This window comes from Coprococcus eutactus, from assembly GCF_025149915.1.
In the GTDB taxonomy this organism is placed as follows: domain Bacteria; phylum Bacillota; class Clostridia; order Lachnospirales; family Lachnospiraceae; genus Coprococcus; species Coprococcus eutactus.
This window is the reverse complement of record NZ_CP102278.1, coordinates 1,228,298-1,247,373: the sequence shown is the minus strand read 5'-3', so window position 1 is coordinate 1,247,373 and position 19,076 is coordinate 1,228,298. Positions and strand designations below refer to the sequence as shown.

At 44.6% G+C, this 19,076-nt stretch carries 15 protein-coding genes, 1 tRNA gene and 1 pseudogene; 3 read left to right on the top strand and 14 right to left on the bottom strand.

Annotated features, from left to right (window positions below; translation table 11 throughout):
* Positions 1 to 37 precede the first annotated feature (37 nt).
* Positions 38 to 616 (top strand): TetR/AcrR family transcriptional regulator, encoded by a 579-nt coding sequence (locus tag NQ536_RS05330; protein WP_044998345.1) that lies wholly within the window; start codon positions 38 to 40, stop codon positions 614 to 616.
* 232 nt (positions 617 to 848) lie between these two features.
* Here the strand turns inward: NQ536_RS05330 and NQ536_RS05325 are convergent, their stop codons facing one another.
* Positions 849 to 2,318, bottom strand: a complete 1,470-nt coding sequence (locus NQ536_RS05325) for an alpha-N-arabinofuranosidase (RefSeq protein WP_004853264.1) — start codon at positions 2,316 to 2,318, stop codon at positions 849 to 851.
* A gap of 115 nt (positions 2,319 to 2,433) precedes the next feature.
* Between NQ536_RS05325 and NQ536_RS05320 the strand changes: the two genes are divergently transcribed.
* Positions 2,434 to 3,228, top strand: a complete 795-nt coding sequence (locus NQ536_RS05320; RefSeq protein ID WP_004853267.1) for a helix-turn-helix domain-containing protein — start codon at positions 2,434 to 2,436, stop codon at positions 3,226 to 3,228.
* 205 nt (positions 3,229 to 3,433) lie between these two features.
* Here NQ536_RS05320 and NQ536_RS05315 read toward each other — a convergent pair.
* The 9 genes and pseudogenes from NQ536_RS05315 to NQ536_RS05275 form a co-directional block, all read right to left on the bottom strand.
* A pseudogene (locus tag NQ536_RS05315) lies at positions 3,434 to 3,929 on the bottom strand (type IV secretory system conjugative DNA transfer family protein); the annotation flags it as partial.
* On the bottom strand, positions 3,926 to 4,084 hold the full coding sequence (locus tag NQ536_RS05310) for a hypothetical protein (RefSeq protein ID WP_167530871.1): 159 nt from the start codon (positions 4,082 to 4,084) through the stop codon (positions 3,926 to 3,928). The gene NQ536_RS05310 and the pseudogene NQ536_RS05315, both read right to left, overlap by 4 nt.
* Before the next feature lie 79 nt (positions 4,085 to 4,163).
* Positions 4,164 to 4,607: a hypothetical protein gene (locus tag NQ536_RS05305; RefSeq protein ID WP_004853272.1), complete on the bottom strand. Its 444-nt coding sequence runs from the start codon at positions 4,605 to 4,607 to the stop codon at positions 4,164 to 4,166.
* 308 nt (positions 4,608 to 4,915) lie between these two features.
* Entirely contained in the window at positions 4,916 to 6,277 is a 1,362-nt protein-coding gene (locus NQ536_RS05300) for a hypothetical protein (RefSeq protein ID WP_227909655.1), read from the bottom strand.
* A 146-nt stretch (positions 6,278 to 6,423) separates the two neighbouring features.
* Complete coding sequence (locus tag NQ536_RS05295; RefSeq protein ID WP_082418028.1) at positions 6,424 to 7,137, bottom strand: TetR/AcrR family transcriptional regulator; 714 nt, start codon at positions 7,135 to 7,137, stop codon at positions 6,424 to 6,426.
* Between the two features lie 124 nt (positions 7,138 to 7,261).
* Positions 7,262 to 7,507 carry a TnpV protein gene (locus NQ536_RS05290; RefSeq protein ID WP_334303829.1) on the bottom strand — a complete coding sequence of 82 codons (246 nt, stop codon included), beginning with the start codon at positions 7,505 to 7,507 and terminating at the stop codon, positions 7,262 to 7,264.
* Between the two features lie 533 nt (positions 7,508 to 8,040).
* The gene (gene metA, locus NQ536_RS05285; protein ID WP_004849025.1) at positions 8,041 to 8,949 is read right to left on the bottom strand and encodes a homoserine O-acetyltransferase MetA; all 909 of its coding nucleotides are present in this window, start codon (positions 8,947 to 8,949) and stop codon (positions 8,041 to 8,043) included.
* A gap of 35 nt (positions 8,950 to 8,984) precedes the next feature.
* Positions 8,985 to 11,021: an NAD-dependent DNA ligase LigA gene (ligA, locus tag NQ536_RS05280; protein WP_004849024.1), complete on the bottom strand. Its 2,037-nt coding sequence runs from the start codon at positions 11,019 to 11,021 to the stop codon at positions 8,985 to 8,987.
* Between the two features lie 35 nt (positions 11,022 to 11,056).
* Positions 11,057 to 11,761 (bottom strand): pseudouridine synthase, encoded by a 705-nt coding sequence (locus NQ536_RS05275; RefSeq protein WP_004849022.1) that lies wholly within the window; start codon positions 11,759 to 11,761, stop codon positions 11,057 to 11,059.
* A 445-nt stretch (positions 11,762 to 12,206) separates the two neighbouring features.
* On the opposite strand from NQ536_RS05275, the gene NQ536_RS05270 reads away from it, so the two are divergent.
* A complete protein-coding gene (locus NQ536_RS05270; RefSeq protein WP_004849020.1) occupies positions 12,207 to 12,671 on the top strand; it encodes an Lrp/AsnC family transcriptional regulator in 465 nt (154 codons plus the stop codon).
* 67 nt (positions 12,672 to 12,738) lie between these two features.
* Here NQ536_RS05270 and NQ536_RS05265 read toward each other — a convergent pair whose 3' ends face one another.
* The 4 genes from NQ536_RS05265 to NQ536_RS13780 all read right to left on the bottom strand — a co-directional run bounded on the left by NQ536_RS05265 (position 12,739) and on the right by NQ536_RS13780 (position 18,778).
* Complete coding sequence (locus NQ536_RS05265; protein ID WP_004849018.1) at positions 12,739 to 13,773, bottom strand: hypothetical protein; 1,035 nt, start codon at positions 13,771 to 13,773, stop codon at positions 12,739 to 12,741.
* A gap of 37 nt (positions 13,774 to 13,810) precedes the next feature.
* A tRNA-Arg gene (locus NQ536_RS05260) sits at positions 13,811 to 13,882 on the bottom strand.
* Positions 13,883 to 14,017: 135 nt separating this feature from the next.
* Positions 14,018 to 15,475, bottom strand: a complete 1,458-nt coding sequence (locus NQ536_RS05255) for an NCS2 family permease (RefSeq protein ID WP_004849016.1) — start codon at positions 15,473 to 15,475, stop codon at positions 14,018 to 14,020.
* A 216-nt stretch (positions 15,476 to 15,691) separates the two neighbouring features.
* A complete protein-coding gene (locus tag NQ536_RS13780) occupies positions 15,692 to 18,778 on the bottom strand; it encodes a glycosyl hydrolase 53 family protein (RefSeq protein ID WP_004849014.1) in 3,087 nt (1,028 codons plus the stop codon).
* Positions 18,779 to 19,076 lie beyond the last annotated feature (298 nt).

Here is a 19,076-nt window from a genome sequence, read left to right as displayed (position 1 = left end):
GCAGCACCAAGCCAGGCAGCAGATAAAGGAGACAGCCATGATCAACTCAACCGATCCCCGATATGATAGAACTGAAAGTGACCTTCTAGATGCATTCAAGATACTTGCAGGTCAAAAGGCTCTGAACAAAATAAGCGTGTCCGAGATAACCAAACTCACAGGTGTGACCAGAAGCACATTTTACAACCACTACGAAGACATGCCTGCTTTCATCAATGCCATGGAAGACCGCATCGTCGATGAAATATTTCAGATCATGAATAGCTTCAAACCAGAAGGCAATCTTGAGATCTGCCACCAGTTCTTCAGGTCTCTATGCGAATACATGAAAGCAAATAAATTTCTCATGATCATCATTGCCACACCTGAGGCTTATGATTTCGTGGAAAAGGCACTGACAATGTTCCATAGATACGTGCGATTAATTCTGGAAAAATCCAGCAAGACCGGCCTGGCCCAGGAGAAATACTCATACGCCGTAGCATACGCAATAGGCGGCGTGGTTGGTATACTGCACAAGTTTGCGGTGGATAACTGTCAGGAAAGCAGCGACAAGGTGTCTGCTTTCCTGACAGAAGCATTTCTGGATGGTATGAGACCGTATTTAGGGGTGTAAGTGGTGTTGGGGACGTTTCTTTTGTCACAAAGAGTGTCACCTGTATCGAAGAGTGTCCCCCTGTCATAAGGAACTCACCTGTCTTAATCGTGACACGGGGACACTCCTCGTTACAAAAGGAACGTCCCCTCTATTACAATAAAACAAAGAGCTGCGCTTCTTTAATGAAACGCAGCTCTTATGCTTATATTTTATTATAAAGACGAAATGCACTGTGAATATGCCCCAATATTTAGTCAACAACACATTCCACAACAGCACAAGGCGGAATATTCAGCTTTAAAACATTATCCTTGATGACTGCCGTATGCTCGGTAATGCTCACCCTGTCGGGACAGTCGAAGTCGTTATAGCTGTGCGCCTCGTTTGTAAGTATCCTGCACGAAACCGATGATGCTTTAAATCCGAAAATGCTGCATTCAACAGCAGCCTCTTCCGTAAGCGAACAGTTTGCGGCGGTAACGGTCATACTCTTTTCGTTCACCGATGCGGAAACCGAGATCATCGGAGCATTTTTGCCTTCCGACATATTTTCGTTCTGCGTATAGCAGTAAACTGCCTCGTTGTTTTGGTGTGTTTTAAAAAGGTCGAAAACGTGATATGTAGGCGTTTTTATCATCTTATCGTCCTCTGTAAGAATGACCGATTGGAGAACATTCACCGCCTGTGCAAGGTTTGCCATTACAACACGGTCGCTGTGTCTGTTAAAAACATTCAGCTCTATTGCAGCAACGATAGCATCACGCATAGTATTCTGCTGATATAAAAATCCCGGGTTCGTACCCTCTTCTACCTTATGCCAACAGCCCCACTCGCCTATTACAAGTCCTATTTTCTTTTCGGGATCATAGCGATTCATTATCTCCGAATGTCTTGTGATAAGCTCATCGGAAAAGTTCGCTGCAGCGATAGTTTTATAATAAAGCTCATCGTCAAAATCGGTGGCTGATTCCATTTCGGGCCATACGGGCATCGTATAATAATGCAGGTCGATAGCATCAACATTATTGCTGTCAAGATTTTTCATCATGACTTCTGTCCAGTTATAGTCGGCAGAGCTTGGACCGCAGGCTATTCTGTAAAGTCTGTTTCCCGAATAATTGTGGCAAAACGTCTGATACCTTTTATAAACGTCGGCGTAATATTCGGGACGCATATTTCCTCCGCAGCCCCAGTTTTCATTGCCGACACCGAGGTATTCGAGTTTCCACGGCTCGGCTCTGCCGTTCTTCTTTCTCTGCTCTGTGAGAGGCGATTCCGCATCTGAGGTCATATATTCTATCCATTCGGACATTTCACGAACACTGCCGCTGCCAACATTGACGTTTATATAAGGCTTGCAGCCAACAAGCTCACAGAAGCGCATAAATTCGTGTGTACCGAAAGAATTATCCTCCGTAACTCCGCCCCAGTTCGTGTTCACGATCTTTCGGCGCAAGGCTTTTTCACCGATACCGTCCTGCCAGTGATATTCTTCCGCAAAGCAGCCGCCGGGCCAGCGGAAAACGGGAGCTTTTATATTTCTGAACGCCTCGATGATATCATTCCTTATTCCGTCTGTATTCGGAATAGGTGAATTTTCACCCACATATATACCGTTGTAGATACATCTTCCGAGATGCTCGGAAAAATGTCCGTATATCTCGGGAGAGATATGTCCGAGCCTGTCGTCTGCATTTATTACTATTGATATTTTTTTCATATTATACCTCCGCCGCATACTGAATTATTATATTATCATATATAAGTCATTGACTTTGGTATTGCAATGACTTATAACATTATTATACTAACCATTCGTACTTTGAGGTGATGATATGATAAATATAAACACAGTCTGTCAGAACGTAAGACACAAAGGGAATTTTGAAATATGCAGACCGGATGGTTCGGGAGATGATCTTCTTGTTATCTTCAAGACCTCCGCTGTTCTGATACAAAACGGTGAAGAAATAACCGTTTCTCCCGACAGCCTCATTTTATACAGCAAGGGAACAATGCAGCATTACAAAACTCTGTGCGGAAGTTATGTTAATCACTTTGTCCATTTTGATACGGACGATACCGAGCTTATGAATGGGATAAAAACTGACACGCTTATCACCTCGGCGGATATTCCTGCAATTGAAGAGCTGCTTACGATATTATGCCGTGAAAATGTAGCCGATTCGACCAACAGGAAACAGTACGAAAATATGCTTATGCAGATGATACTTATGAAAATATCCGAAAGCAGCATAAATCCTGACAGCGATAAAAGCCGCATTTCCGCTCTTGAAATGCTCCGCACCGATATTTACAGCAATGCAGGGAGCTACAGCAATATATATCAGCTTGCTGAAAAAATGAATCTGAGTCCGTCATATCTTCAGGCAATATACAAACGGAAATTCGGGATAAGCTGCTATGAAGATATTTTATCCGCAAAGATCAAGACAGGACAATATTATCTTTCGACCACCGATATGACCGTTAAGGAAATATCCGACCTCTGCGGATACGAAAATGAGATATGCTTTATGAAGATATTCAAAAAAAGAACAGGGATCACACCGAGTGAGTACAGGAAAATTTCCAAGAATGATAATTTGAAAAACAACTTTATATGGTAAGGAATAAACTTTTATGATGAATTTTTTTGAGCATTGCGCAGATATTGCTTCGGTAGGCATAATTGTTGATTTTACGGAAGATACGGAAACATATATCGTCGGCTCTCCTGCAGATATTAAGGCTTGGGCGTACAGCGGCTGTCCCCGAAAAGCTCCGACAGGAATTATGTGGCACAGCAACAAACTTGGCAATCTCGTCAAGGATATAATCATCTGGCAATGCAACATTTGCAAATTCATCAAGCATGAATGTCACATGAATCGGTAATCTGCCACCGCAATTGAAATCTGCCTGATAATATAACTCCTGGAATATCTGTGTATATAACATTCCGATAATGAAGTTATATGATTTATCACTATCTGGAATTACACAGAACAGAGCTGTCTTTGTTTCACCATCCCCATTTACTCCTATCCCTATTTCAGGCAGATTAAGATCATCCTTTGAAAGCAGCCTGAGTACCTGTTTATTTTCAAGAAATGCCAGTCTGGAATTTGCACTGATAATAATAGAACGAACGGTATCTCCGGCACCTCTCATACATTTGTTATACTGCTTTACCGCCGGATGATTAGCTCCAAGAGGATTGTTCTCCTGTAAAAACTTCATTCTTGTATCCAGTTTTGACGGCTTACCCTGCTTTCTCCCAGAACGGATCAGATGGGGTGGCACCTTTAGGTGTCGTGTTGGCAATCAGGCAACATCTGCTTCCTGCAAAGCCATTGCTTCTCTTGCAATCAGAGCCTTTACAAGCTCCTCCTGCGTATGCTTTGCGTTCTCTGCGGGCATTGCGTTGACAACGAAAATGGTGCCGCCGATTCTCTCTACAAAGCCGGTTTTCATATCCTCCACGGTCATCACCTCCCTCCGTAAAAATAGGGGCGTCCGTTTCCGAACGCCCCGTTACCAGCCGAAAAAGGATTATTCCTTTTCATAGATTGCCTTGAGTGCTGCGTAAAGATTTCTGCCCTCGTCCTCCGTGAGCGTGATACCCTTCCCGCAGCGCTCGTGGTTCGGATGCTACTCTCGGATGTCCAGCTTGGCGGCATTGCCGTTCCCAATCATTTCTGCCCCGACGGTGTTTGGATTGTTCTTTTCGGGCGGCTGCTCTGTCCTCCCGTTCCTTGCGCTCCTGCGCTTCCTTGATACTGAAAAGCTCCTTGACCTTCTTCACAAAGACCTCCACCAGCTTTGGAAAGTGTTCCAGTGCCTGCAAAAACGGCTGGCATTTTTCTTTGAGCCGGTCATACCGTTCCTGCAATCGTTCCACGGCAGAGGACGCATTGAAATACTGTCTTTGATAGTAGGAAACGCTGCTTGCAGCTCCTTTCGCATTTCCTACAAAGCTCGTTGTATTTCTTCCCGCCACGCTCATCAAGAAAGAACGCCCATTTTTCCTTGAGGTATTTCGGCATACGGGGCATAGCGAGCACCTCCTTTGTGCTGCCTAATTGCCGATTTGCTCCCGAAATGCAGAAACGCCCAAAACCTCTCCGAACTGTCATTTTTCTGGGCGATTTTGGGCGTTTTCCTTCGATATGAGCGGCTTTGTTTTAGCGGCGGTATCCTTTACCGCCAACCATTCAAAAGCCGCTGTTTGTCGCTTCCGAGTAACAAAAAAGCGCCGTATCGCTACGACGCTTTTGTCTTGCTCGGAAGATGGAGCAAGGGAACGCTATTCAATTATCTGTTGTACTTTTTCTTTCTGCTGACAACCGTTGTGCCAATGGCTGCACCGCCGCTGACAAACAGCAAGGCAATCCACAAAGCAAGGTTGCTTGTATCGCCGGTCTGCGGAGATTTGGAATCGTCCTTCAGCTTCGCCGTTACGGTGTCGGCTTTTTTGATTCCCTTTGTACCGTCCTTGTCGCTGTAATATTTACCACAGCCTTCGCAGTACCAGTACTCGATATTGCCCTCGGTGGTCTTGGTCGCCGCAGTTGCCGGGAAGTGCTTTAAGTTGGTGTGGTTCTTCGCATCAAGCTCACCGTATTCCGCACCGCAAACTTCGCACTTTGCCTTGTCCTTGCAGGTCGCTTTCCCGCCGGTGTGCTCAGTCAGCTTCTTGCCGCAATAATCACACTTGTGGTCTTTGTTATCGTCTGCACACTCGCTGATTATATAATCGCAGATATCACATTTGTGGTCTTTGTTTGCATCGATGCAATTCTCCGTTTGCGTGCCTGCAGAGCATCCGTCAACGGTGCAGGTGCGGGTATGGGTGCCGTCTTCGTTGGACGTCCAAGCGCCCCAGTTGTGGTCCAGCGCATTGCCGGAGAAGAAGGTCGCCTCATCCGCCGTACCCTCGGAGCTCAGACCGCAGACTGCGCAGGACTTGTAATAGATTGCCTTTTCGGTACAGGTTGCAGCAGACTTCAAATACTGCGCCTCTGCTTTTTCGGCAGTGAAGCTGTGTGCCGCCATCTCGCCGTATTCGCCGCCGCAGACCGTGCAGACAGCCTTGGCAGTGCAGGTCGCCGTGCCGCCGTGGCAATTCTCGGTTTCCGTATGGCTGGTGTCACGCTTACAGATTCGGGTGTGGGTCTCTTCATCGCTGTTCTGCGTCCAAGCGCCCCAGTCGTGATCCAGCGCATTGCCGGAGAAGAAGGTCGCCTCATCCGCCGTGCCCTCGGAGCTCAGACCGCAGACTGCGCAGGACTTGTAGTAGACCGCCTTTTCGGTACAGGTTGCAGCAGACTTCAAATACTGCGCCTCTGCTTTTTCGGCAGTGAAGCTGTGTGCCGCCATCTCGCCGTATTCGCCGCCGCAGACCGTGCAGACAGCCTTGGCGGTGCAGGTCGCCGTGCCGCCGTGGCAATTCTCGGTTTCCGTATGGCTGGTGTCACGCTTACAGATTCGGGTGTGGGTCTTTTCATCGCTGTTCTGCGTCCAAGCGCCCCAGTCGTGCCCAAGCGGTTCGGAAGATCCGCCGCAATCCGTGCATGTCCTTCCGCTTGTGCAAGTCGCCGTTCCGCTCCACATGTGTGACTCCCAGTAATCCCATGTATTATCACACACCGTGCATGTAAGAGCGGTTCGGTGCAATTTATCATTTGCGTATTGATAAGTCACCCTTACCGTTTGTATCTGGCCGCATTTACGACAAAGCGCAATATTCGCCGCATATGCCGTCATAGGCATAACAGCCAGCATCACGCACAGTATGAGCACAACGCTCAAAATTTTCTTATTCATATAGTCTCCTCTCCTTTGCTGTCCTTTGACAGCTTAAAGTCATATTTCATTTCCAACATGGCGAACAGCTTATACATTACCTCGGTGGCGATTGCCTTGATATCCAGTGATTGAATAAAGGCAAGCACCTTTGCCTGCTCTGCCTCCGGTACCCGATACACCCGCATAGCCGCCGTCAAAAAGCGGCTGAGCTTGCGTTCCAACGGAAAATGAATATCACATTTTCTCGCCATATAGCTGCGCATCAGTCCCGCCGTGCCGATTTCCATCTCGTAAAAGTCGCTCTCGGTATCATCGGGAAATTTTTCACCAAAAATCTGTTTCAGCTCTGCTGTGGTATGCAGGTAAATATATTCCGATGTTTCGGGCAGGGAGTAGGCTTCGATGTAGATTTCCCGCAGGTTCTCGTTCAACTCGGTCAGTGTCAGTTGAATCGCCGTTTCCACCGCATAAGCGTAAACCGGCGGCAGCTTGCTGTCTGCAATGCTTCTTGCCACGCCGAACTGTCCGCCGAACATCGTTTCGGTCAATTCCAGCAAAATTCTGTCCTTGGTAGGAAACAAATTCAAATAGCTTCCTCTTGCAACACCTGCTTCATCCACAATCTGACTGACAGAGGTGTTTTTATACCCCTGCTCCAAAAAGAGACGGACGCACACGGTCAGTATTTTCCTCTTTGTTTCACTGCTGTCTCTCCGCAAATATATCACCTCTCTTTGAGCATCCTAGTACACATACTAATAATATCATAACAAGTGCAAAAAGGCAAGTGGAATTTGAAACTTTACCTCCGTAAATTGTGACATTTCCGCAAACGCTGGCTTCTTCCATTACTCACGGAACTTTATGACTTATTGAATACTGCCTGAAAAGGAAAAGCCGCCGTCTGTTGTTCATCCTCTGCACCCACAGCATTTGATTTTCCGCTTTGAGGGCTTCCGTTACGCCCTCTTTTTCGGAAAACTGTTTTACCAGCCGAGAAAACATTGCTTCCGCCTGCTCATTGAGGTCTGCAAGGTAATCGTTCAGCTTGCCGGTGGTCAGCAGCTCGGCATACAAGCTGACCTTGTGCTTGCGGATATACCTCAGGTGTCGCTGTCCCCAAATGCCGATGGGTCTGCCCTCCGGCTCGTCCTCCTTGAATTATAATATTGCTTCTCCGGCATTCTGCACGGATTGCTTACGGTGATAATAGAAGTTCTTTTCCAATTGTGCAAAGCACTTGACATTTCATTAAGGGATTTTTTTGATGATGATAATAAGGTTCTAATCAATGATCCACTGTCAACCAGAATATATAGACTCAACTCTGTACAAAGAGAGGCATTACTCGCCTTTCTAAATACTATAGATTAAGAAATTACAACGAAAAACACAGCACCATATAGATAACTCCCACTCATCTACATAGTGCTGTGTTTTAATTTTATATTTAATATCTTCTGCCTAGCGCCGTTTAAAAAAACACCATCTGCATTTTGAAAAAACACCAATTAATCGCCACAAAGTCATAAAATTACAAAAAATCACATCATTTTACATACATTTTTGGCTTTATTGATATGTAACGAATTTGGCTTAAATTCTTAGATTTTATGCGATCTCACCAGCTCCTACTCCCACTTATACGGTGTGAGCTGATAAACGTAATAATTGAGCCAATTCGCATACAAAGTATTCGCGTGGCATCTCCACTTCTTCACTGGTTTCTTTTCCGGGTCGTTGTCTGGGTAATAGTTCACCGGGATCTGTGGATTAAGTCCCTTGCCGAGGTCTCTGTGGTACTCCTGGTCAAGGGTCAGCACGTCGTACTCAGGGTGTCCTGTGACAAATATGTTCTTGCCGCCGTCACCGATTATGAGGTACGGGCCAGCCACATCTGACTCGGCTACGATCTCAAGGTGCTCATTGTTTACAATGTCCTCCTTGGATACGCCCGTGTATCTTGAATGTGGCACGTAAAATACATCGTCGAAACCGCGGACTAGCGGTGTTCTCTTGTGGAAGGTGTGATGTTCGTATATGCCTGACAGTTTCTGCGGAAGGTCAAACTTCTGCACACCGTATCTGTAGTAGAGTCCCGCCTGGGCGCCCCAGCAAATGTGCATGGTCGATGTGACATTTGTCTCGGACCAATCCATGATCTCGCGGAGTTCATCCCAGTAGTCAACATTCTCAAATTCCATCTTTTCAACAGGTGCTCCGGTTATGATGAAACCGTCCCATTTGCGGTTCTTTACGCTGTCAAAATCCTCGTAGAATCTGTCAAGGTGTCCCTTTGTCACGTTCTTGGACTCGTAGGACATGGTTCTAAGAAGCGTGATGTTCACCTGAAGTGGGGTGTTTGACAGGCTTCGCATGAGCTGCAGCTCTGTATCCTCCTTCAGCGGCATGAGGTTGAGTATCAGGATGTCAAGGGGTCTTATGTCCTGGCTGTGCGCCCTTCCTGTTCCCATGACAAATATGTTCTCGTCCTCCAATGTTTTCTTAACCGGCAGATCATCATCTATTCTTATCGGCATCTCTATTCATTCCTTTCCATTTACTACAGTTACTCCTACTGTCCAATCAATTCTAAGAAATCCTCCTCAGATATGATAGGCACATCAAGGCTTTTTGCCTTCTTGTTCTTGGATGATGTAGAATTCACATCGTTATTTATAAGATATGAGGTCTTGGCAGATACAGAACCTGTAACCTGACCTCCTCTGCTCTCTATCAGTTCCTTGAGCTGATTTCTGTTTTCAAAATGGGTGAGCGAACCGGTTATGACGAACACCTTGCCCGCCAGATCCTGCTCCGTATCAGAAGCCTCATCCACAAACGTAAGCTCAGCCATCAACCTATCTATGATAGCACAATTCTTCTCATTTTCAAAGTATCTGACTATATCCTCTGCTATAACCTGACCGATTCCGTCTATCTCAACGTATGCTGACACATCTGCCTTCTTCATGGCATCCATATCATTTGCAAAATGCTTTGCCATGAGCTTGGCTGTCGCCTCTCCGACATTTGCAATGCCGAGACCATTGACAAGACGCCACATGTTCGTCTGTCTGGATGCGTCCACCGCAGCCACAAGCTTGTTGTACGACTTCTCGCCAAATCCCTCAAGTTCAACTATATGTTCTCTGTGAGCCGCAAGCTTATACAGATCAGGAGGCTCCTCGAGGATCTTCTCATCTATGAACTTCTCTATGGTCGCCTCTGAGAGTCCATCTATATTCAACGCATTTCTGGACACATAGTGTGAAAATGACTTAAGTTTCTTCGCAGGGCAGAACTGGTTTGTGCAGTACAGAGTCTCAACTCCTGACACTGCACCGCCTTCCTCCCTCACTATCTCAGTCTCTCCTCCGCATGCAGGACACGCAGCCGGTATGACCACGTTACCACTCATGGTTAGATTCCTTGCAATCTGCGGAATGATCATATTCGCCTTGTACACTGCAATCTCATCACCTTCGCCAAGCGCCAATGACTTAAGTATGCTGACGTTGTGTATGCTGGCACGGCTGACTGTTGTTCCCTCAAGCTCCACCGGGTCAAATACAGCAACCGGGTTGATGAGTCCAGTTCTTGATGGACTCCACTCCACATAGCGGAGGTGGGTTATCGCTTCCTCGTCCGCCCATTTGAACGCCATGGCATTTCGCGGGAACTTGGCTGTGGTTCCCAGGCTTCTTCCGTATGCCAGATCATCCAGCATGAGTACCAGACCATCCGATGGGAAGTCATTCTCCGTTATCTTCTCTGAAAATTCCCTCACCTTATCAGGAATCGCCGCCGAGTCTGTCAGGTAGTGTTCTACCACGGTAAATCCCTGCTGCTCCAACCAGTCAAGCTGATATTTGAATGAATTGTGGAAGTCCACATCCTCACCGTCCACTAAATTAAAAGCGAAGAAATGTACATTTCTCTCTTTTGTTATCTTGTTATCGAGCTGTCTCACTGAGCCGCTGCACAGATTTCGCGGGTTCTTGTACTTAGATTCCGCATCCGTTATCTTCTCATTTATCGCATTGAAATCCGAGTATTTGATGACCGCCTCGCCTCTGATCGTCAGCTTGCCCTTGTACGGGATGTGATGAGGTACATTTGCAAATACCTTCGCATTGTTCGTGATGACCTCGCCTATCTCACCATTTCCACGGGTAACCGCTTTTATCATCTCTCCGTTCTCATATGTGAGAACAACTGTGAGTCCGTCCATCTTCCAGGATATTACGCCCTTCTGACCGCCAAGCCATGACGCAAGAGCACCTACATCCTTTGTCTTGTCAAGAGAAAGCATTGGATGCTCGTGAGCCTCCTTCGGCAGCTCACTGACGACCTCATATCCTACCTTGACCGTCGGGCTGTTGCTCATGACCATCCCGGTCTCTTTCTCCAGGGCACTCAGCTCATCGTACAGAGCATCATATTCCAGATTGCTCATGATCTCTGTATCTTCCATATAATATTTCTTTGCAGCATCGTTGAGCTGCTTTACAAGTTCTTTAATTCTGGCTATCTTGCCATTATCGTTATTGCCACTGATGTCATTATTTTCTTTAATATTTTCACTGGTATTTCTACTAATATCTTCCATACACACCCCACAAAAAATCCTATATACACTCTCTACTACATCCCCACTATCCGTCTCAGCTCTGCCTCTTCCTCGCGGCTGAGCTCCCTTAACTCTCCAGGTCTCATATTGCCAAGCTTCACGTTGCAGACCCTGACTCTCTTCAGGTTCACTACCCTGTAGCCCAATGCATCACACATTCGTCTGATCTGCCTGTTGAGGCCCTGTGTCAGCACTATCATGAATGATCTGTCATCTATCTTTCGCACCTTACATTTCTTTGTCACTGTATCAAGTATAGGCACTCCTTCCGACATCTTCCTGATGAAGTCCTCTGTTATCTCACGGTTCACCCTCACTCTGTATTCCTTCTCATGGTTGTTCACCGACTTCTGGATGGCATTTGACAGGTCACCATCATTTGTCAGAAGAAGTAGACCCTGGGAGTCCTTGTCCAGCCTTCCCACGTACTGAAGTCTGATCGGATAATCTATGTGATCAAATATATTGTCTGGATCAGCCTTACTCGCTGTACAGGTAAGTCCTATCGGCTTATTATATGCCAGGATCACTGTCCTATCCTTCTGCTGAACCTTCCTGCCCATGAATGTCACCACATCCCCGGGCATGACCTTCTGACCCATGACTGCAGTCTCTCCGTTGATCGTAACCTTTCCATTCTCTATATGTGTATCCGCAGCGCGTCTTGAGCACACGCCCGCCTCGCTGAGATATTTGTTAAGTCTTATTCCGTCTGACATCTTCTTCACCTAATCTTATAATATTTTATTTTTTCTGACATTGTTATTTCTCTCAACATCTGAATTTTATTTTTTCTGTAATTATATTTTCATCATATAATACTCTTTCCGTGTGTGATCCTTCAAATGTAAATCAATCAAACAACCTATTTAAGTAATGCTCAATTACATTAAATCATACCATTTAATCTGTCATTTGTGAACTGTCTATATCCACTGTTCATATATCTTTGTAAAGTTCAAACTAAAATCCGGTTAAAATTTTATATAAAAACACTTGATTTTTTTTATCATCTAATGTATAGTGAAACAAACGCAAAGGTGTGTTTCTAAGAAATATTCTTAGGGAACACACCTTTTTTTATTTGTTTTATAAACTTTATAATGCAAATAACGTTTTAAGCGCAATTCGGCTTAATTCTATTAGAAAAAGGAAGTGTTTGATATGGATAACATCGACAGAAAAATAATTCATCTTTTACAGAGCAATGCAAGAACACCACTCAAATACCTGGCCAACAAGGTCTTCCTTTCTTCGCCGGCAGTTTCAGCAAGAATCGAAAGATTAGAAAAGGCCGGTATCCTCACCGGTTACCATGCAAGTGTGGATCACGAGGCACTGGGTTATCATATAACCGCTTTCATACATATGGCGCTGGATCCAAAACAGAAACCGACCTTCTATCCATTTGTGGAGGCCTGTCCTAATGTACTTGAGTGCAACTGTGTGACCGGAGCGCATTCAATGCTTATGAAGGTGTGTTTTCCTAACACCATGGATCTGGACTCTTTCATCGGTCAGCTCCAGAGATTTGGAAGCACTGAAACCCAGATTGTATTCTCAACACCTGTTCCTACAAGAGGCATAGTGATCGACACCGAGGATGTCGACTCTTCCGAGGCAATGTAATTCTCTCTTATAAAATAAGCCGGAAATGCATGAGATACTTTATTCTCATAAGCATATCCGGCTTATTTTAATTATACATATTCTGGAACTTCTTAAACGTATCATCATTCTTCAGGAGATAATCTGTATTCTCCTTAACATACTGATACATGTCCTGTATATACTTCGATGCTGTAACATTCTGTATATATTCATTCACATCACCAGAAAGCTGTGAATTGTCGATCTTGTAGCTTCCGTCAGTCTGCTTTGCAACATAGAACGATCTTATATCCAGCGGCTCGCTATCCACATCTTTTATCGTGAGATTTGAAAGCGCATATATGATATACTCTCCTGCATTCTTCCCCGGAACCATATAGCATTTGGTTCGGTTATATGCGGTTATGTACTGCGCCGCTATCTCTACGCTCTTCATATCGTCAAACTCAGAAGGATTTGTCACAAGTCTCTTTAAGGTAGTCTGATCGGCATTTGCCCTTGCAAGCAGGTAATTGCTTATTAGCTGGTTGATCTCGTCTATCGTGCACAGGCTGTAATTTGCCCCAGCCGGGATCTCGATATTTACCGAATTGTCCCGCCCTGTGATATCATCTGCAAATATAGTTGTATTGATATGGAAAATGTATATATATCCGCATACCAAAACAACAAATATTGTCCACAAAAGTGCAAGGGTTTTTCCCGCTGGGCCATACATGTTATACCTTCTTAGACCGGATCTCCTGCCGCGTGAAGCTGCGCTCTCCAAATCATCGTCATCTTCATCGTCAAACATATCTCCAGTATCCGGTGCCTCGTCCATATCTTCAGGATCGTCAATTACATAATCCTCATACAGTCTTACCTTCTTGGGCATGTCATCATCGCTCTCATCTGGATCAATACTGGATCCATCATCCCCACCATCTATATCAGCAGCATCTATATGAGCAGCATCCACATCCGTATCGTCCGGCTCCACATCGTCTTTGTCTGTGTCGTCCATGTCTGCGGCATCCTCATCAAAATTATTCTCGGCATCTTCAGGCATGGCATTCATTTTACGCTGTGTCATATCTATGTTGTTTTCCTTTATTCTATTCTTATTTTTCCCTTTCATATCTGTCACACATCCTTACCCGAGCAAATTAAAAAAGCGTACCAGGGCGGAGTCGAACCGCCCGTCATGGCTCCGGAGGCCATTGCCGTATCCGATTGGCTACTGGTACACAGTTGGTATAATACTACAAAAGTGTAACTTTGGCAAACTAAAAATCTCCCTGAGAAGAAAAGCCGCACATAAAAAGACGGAACCTCCACACATGGAGAATTCCGTCTTTATTTATCACCGATATATCCGCCCGTTACATTGTAACTGAAACGAATTTGACTATGAATAAGAGTGCGATGATCGTAACTACGATATCCTGCTTCTTGTACTTACCTGTGAACAGAGTGATAAGAACATATGTGATGGCACCAAGACCAATACCATTTGAAATTGAGTATGTCAGTGGCATCATGAGGAATGTTACGAAAGCAGGAACTGCTGAACGCATATCTTCCATATCAACCTTTGCAAAGTTCTTAGCCATGAGAACACCTACAAATATAAGTGCCGGAGCTGTTGCGCATGATGGAATGATATTTGCAACAGGGCTGAGGAACAGACATACTGCAAAGCAGAGTGCTGTAACTAAACTTGTAAGACCTGTTCTACCGCCGGCTGCGATACCTGATGCTGACTCTACGAATGTTGTACATGTTGATGTACCGAGAAGAGCTCCTGATACAGTACCAATAGAATCACACATCATACACTCATCAAGCTTCATTGGATCACCCTTCTCATCAAGCATGTTAGCCTGAGAGGCTGCGCCATAGAGAGTTCCAATCGTATCAAACATATCTACCAGACAGAAGCTGACAACAAGCATGATTGCTGAGAACACACCGCCGATATACTCAGCCGAAAATGCATCCTTCCATGCCTGTCCCTTAAATACTCCGAGAAATCCGACTGAACCGAAATCCTTGAATGACTGTCCGATGGATGAGAAATCAAAGTTAGGTGCCTGAAGCATCATAACATAATATAATACTGTTGATACAAGGATACCTATGATGATATTACCCTTTACATTGAGTTTTGCAAGGATTGCAATAATTATAAATCCAACAAATGCGACCACTGGAGGAGCAATCTGTGCTATAGCCTCCTTTGCGCTGCCAGCGCTTGATATAACACCGTGGAAATCAAAGAACTGTACAAATGTGTATGGATTGTCCTGGATGAGTGTTGCATTCTTCAGTCCAATAAGTGCTATAAAAAGACCGATACCTGCTGGAATTGACTTTTTGAGACACTCTGGCATTGCCACTGCAATATACTTTCTAAGACCTGTCACTGAGAGGATCAGGAATACGAGACCTGATACAAATACTATTACCAGACCTGCCTGGTAACCTCTGATTACACTGACACCTGCAAATGCTGCACCTGCAACGAATATCGTGCAGAAGAATGAGTTGAGTCCCATTCCACAAGCCTGTGCAAATGGCATGTCTGCAAAGAACGCCATGAGGAGTGTTCCCACTACGGCAACTAAGATAGATGCTATGAATACAGCATTCCATACTGTACCAAGCTCACCAGCCATATCTGGAACTTCCCCCGCCAGCCATCCATTGCTGCCCTCGCCTGCTACCTGATTCGGATTGACCAGAACGATATAAGCCATGGCAAAGAATGTTGTGAGACCTGCCATGATCTCGGTCTTGATAGTTGACCCACGCTCTGAGATTTTGAAGAATTTGTCCATGATTACTCTCCTTTTTTCTTTATAGTATAATATAAACAAATACCCATCTATTTTATATCAGCATTTGATATTTTTTCAACTATTTTTTAAAAATCATTAATTTTCTATAAATAAATTATCCACAAAAAACACCTCCGGGAGCCGGCCTGGATATATCTTCCAAGCAGCTCCCGAAGGTGCCTATCTTATCTGTATTTTCAACATTCAAATCGCCACTTATTTGACAATTCCCTTTACGACGCCCTTTACTACTTTGTACTTAACACCTGAGATCTTTACAATACCTGTTGTCTTGTATGATACTCTGCCGCTCTTTACATAGTACTTAACGCCAGTCTTTGGACTCTTCACAACGCCAGTCTTGCTGCCCTGGAATACACCCTTTACAACGTAACACTGGTTACCACTTGCAGGATTCTTGATAAATCCTGTGTATCCATACTGTACTATACCCTTTCTGATATAGTAGATCTTTCCTGTCTTTGGACTCTTTGCAAATCCTGACTTGGCATTCTGGAACTTTCCTTTATATATATAGCACTGCTGTCCTTTTGCATTCTTGTAGAAGCCTATGTATGAAGAATATACCATACCGTTCTTAACAAGCCAGATATTTCCTGTCTTGCTGCTTGTCACAAGGCCATTATATGCAGCCTGGACAATACCCGCCTTTACATAGTACTGGATACTATTGCTCTTTACAAATCCGGTGTAATTCTCCTGAACAACACCCTTTATGTAATAGTATGTAACTCCATCTACAGTTACGAGCCCGTTCTTTGTTACATCTGGTGTTGGTGTTAAATCGACATCCTTATAAAGGTATGCATCATCCCATGTTCCCCAGGCACTACCTGTCGCCGTCGCTCTCATTCCAACCATAACTTCGGTAGTCTCATTTACTGTGAATCTGATCTGTGGATTCTGCCAGATCTTCCAGCCCTGTGGAACTGCAGGTGCGGATGCGAGTTCTGTATCTCCAGCTTTTGCATACACCTCATATACGTCGTTATCTCCATTTGCACCACCCTGAAGATATACACTGAACACGTACTCTCCCGGCTCAAGTGTGATGGTCTGATATACATCATATGTGAAATCTGATGAATTGTAGTAATGACCACAATAAGCACCGTTTCTAAAATCTTCCTTTGCCTTGATTGCAAATCCCTTGCTTGTATCAGCAATTGTCCATCCCTCGTTTCCTGACTCAAATCCAGGATTTGCAAGGATATTTTCTTTTAATATAGATACATTGCAGCTAACGCCTACTTCCTCATCGTTTACTGTGATAGTTCCGTTTACAGTACATGTTCCTGCACCGTAATTCTTGATCTTATCAAGCGCTCCATCCTCCCATGTGATGTCTGCACTCTCTGATTTGCCATCGTTGTATTTTACTGTTGCTGTCTCTGGAAGCGCAACATTCTCTATATCTGTTATTACAACTTCAACATCTTCAACTGATATTGATACTACCTCTCTTTTTGCCTTTGTTCCTGTGTGAACATATGCAAATGTTTTGAGTGACTCAAGTGGATGTCCTGAAAAGTCAAACAGGGCCTGATTGTCAACTGCTGATCCGCCGTACCACTTTCCTGCATCAGCCGCGTCATACTCTCCTGCGTAGGATGATGCCCAGCCTGAACCGTGCTGCTCCCAAGCTGCCTTGTTGGCTGCAAGGATATCAGCCGCATTGTCAGCAGATGAATCATATACATTTACAGGCAGCCATGCCGGCTCCCAGTAGAATACACCGATTCCTGATGAACCTGTATTCTTTACAGCCTTGATAACTGAGCTGATCTCATTCGCCTGACCCTGAACTGATATATCATAAGTTGTCGAGTCGTTTACACCCTTTCTCACTGTGTTGTCATGACCGTCACCATCATCGAGAGTGTATGCCCATGATGTCTCTGCCACCATGACCAGCTTTCCGTATGTGTCTGCCACGTTCTTGAGAACTGATGTGAGATTTTCTAGTGTTCCATGCCATACAGGATAATATGACGATGCAAACACATCATAGTCCACATTGTATGTATTGAGATTCTTTGCATAATTTGCATAAGTTCCATATTTCTCAGGATTGGCGAAATGAATAGCAACAAGGATATTCTTGTCTATGGCTCTTACCGCCTCACTTCCAGCATTGAATATCTTAGCCATGTTCGCCCAGTTCGTGGATGACTCACCACATATTCCATTTGTCGTCTCATTTCCGATCTGAACCATACCCACATCAACGCCTGCATCAAGGAGTGTCTTAAGACTCTCTGATGTGTAGGACTTAACTGCAGCTACCTTCTCGTCAAGAGTGAAGTCTGCCCATGCCTTTGGCACCTGCTGCTTACCTGGGTCAGCCCAAAAATCTGAGTAGTGGAAATCCACAAGGAGTTTCATGCCTGCTGCTGTTGCGTACTGACCGATCTTCTTTGCAGTCTCAAGGTCGTTGTCACCACCGCCGTAGCCATTTCCCTCTGAGTCATATGGATCATTCCATACACGAACACGCACATAGTTGATACCACAGCTTGCAAGGAACTTGAAGTATCCAATATCATCGAGTTCGTTGCCATCAAAATCATAGTACTTTACACCGCTGTTCTTCAGTGATACATATGATGACACATCAACACCCTCTATGAATGACTGTTTCTGTCCATTTAGGTCTGTGTAAGTAAGATCTGCCACACGGTCAACATATATTCCAGCCTCTACAGGCTCTACTACATCTGAGTCATCTGTAAGCTTATAAAGCTTTATATTGTCTATGTCACCCCAGTAATCTGTTGCCAGTGTTCCCGATATAGTTATCGTAAGATCTTCTGTACTGTCCAGAGTAAAAGTATCTGTCTCATAACTTGTCCAGACATTATATCCTGTGGTCGCTGTGAGTGCCTGACTTACTGATGCCGCTGTAAGTGTAAGTCCCGTATCGCCCGCCTTGCCTTCAAGGTCATATCCAATCTTATATGTACCTGCAGAAACTGATGATACCGTCTGTGATATAGTAATATCAGCCTCAGTAGCAGCAAAATAATTCAGATAATTTGTTGTGTTGTTTGTAGCCCACTGGTCAGTCTTAACTGTGTATGTGAGCGCATCTCCTCCTGATATCGTCCATCCTGTCTCATCTCCGGTCTCAAAATCACCGTTTGTGATCTTCTGTGTATCTACCCAACTCTCCGCAGCTTTCGCTGTTATAAGTGATGCTCCCGATCCAAAGATCTGCCCTATCACAAGCGCTCCTGCGAGAATTGCGCAGCCAACCTGCTTTACAATTCTCATTTTTCTCATATAAGCCCTCCTAAAATATGTTAGTTAATATACAGACACTTTATATGCGCTAATGATTCGCAGCGTCTGCGTGCAACAGTTGCGCAACCGTTTGTTCTTATGAATATATATTAACATATTTACTTTATAGTTACTATGTCGCTTGTGGACAATCTTTGGGGCTTTTTATTGTATATTGTGCACATATTTATGCGCAACAAAAGTGCAATATATGTGTGGTTTTGCGCGCAACAGTATAATTTTCCCATATTGATGGATTTGCTGTAGAAATGGATAATTTTATCCTGAAAAGGCCATT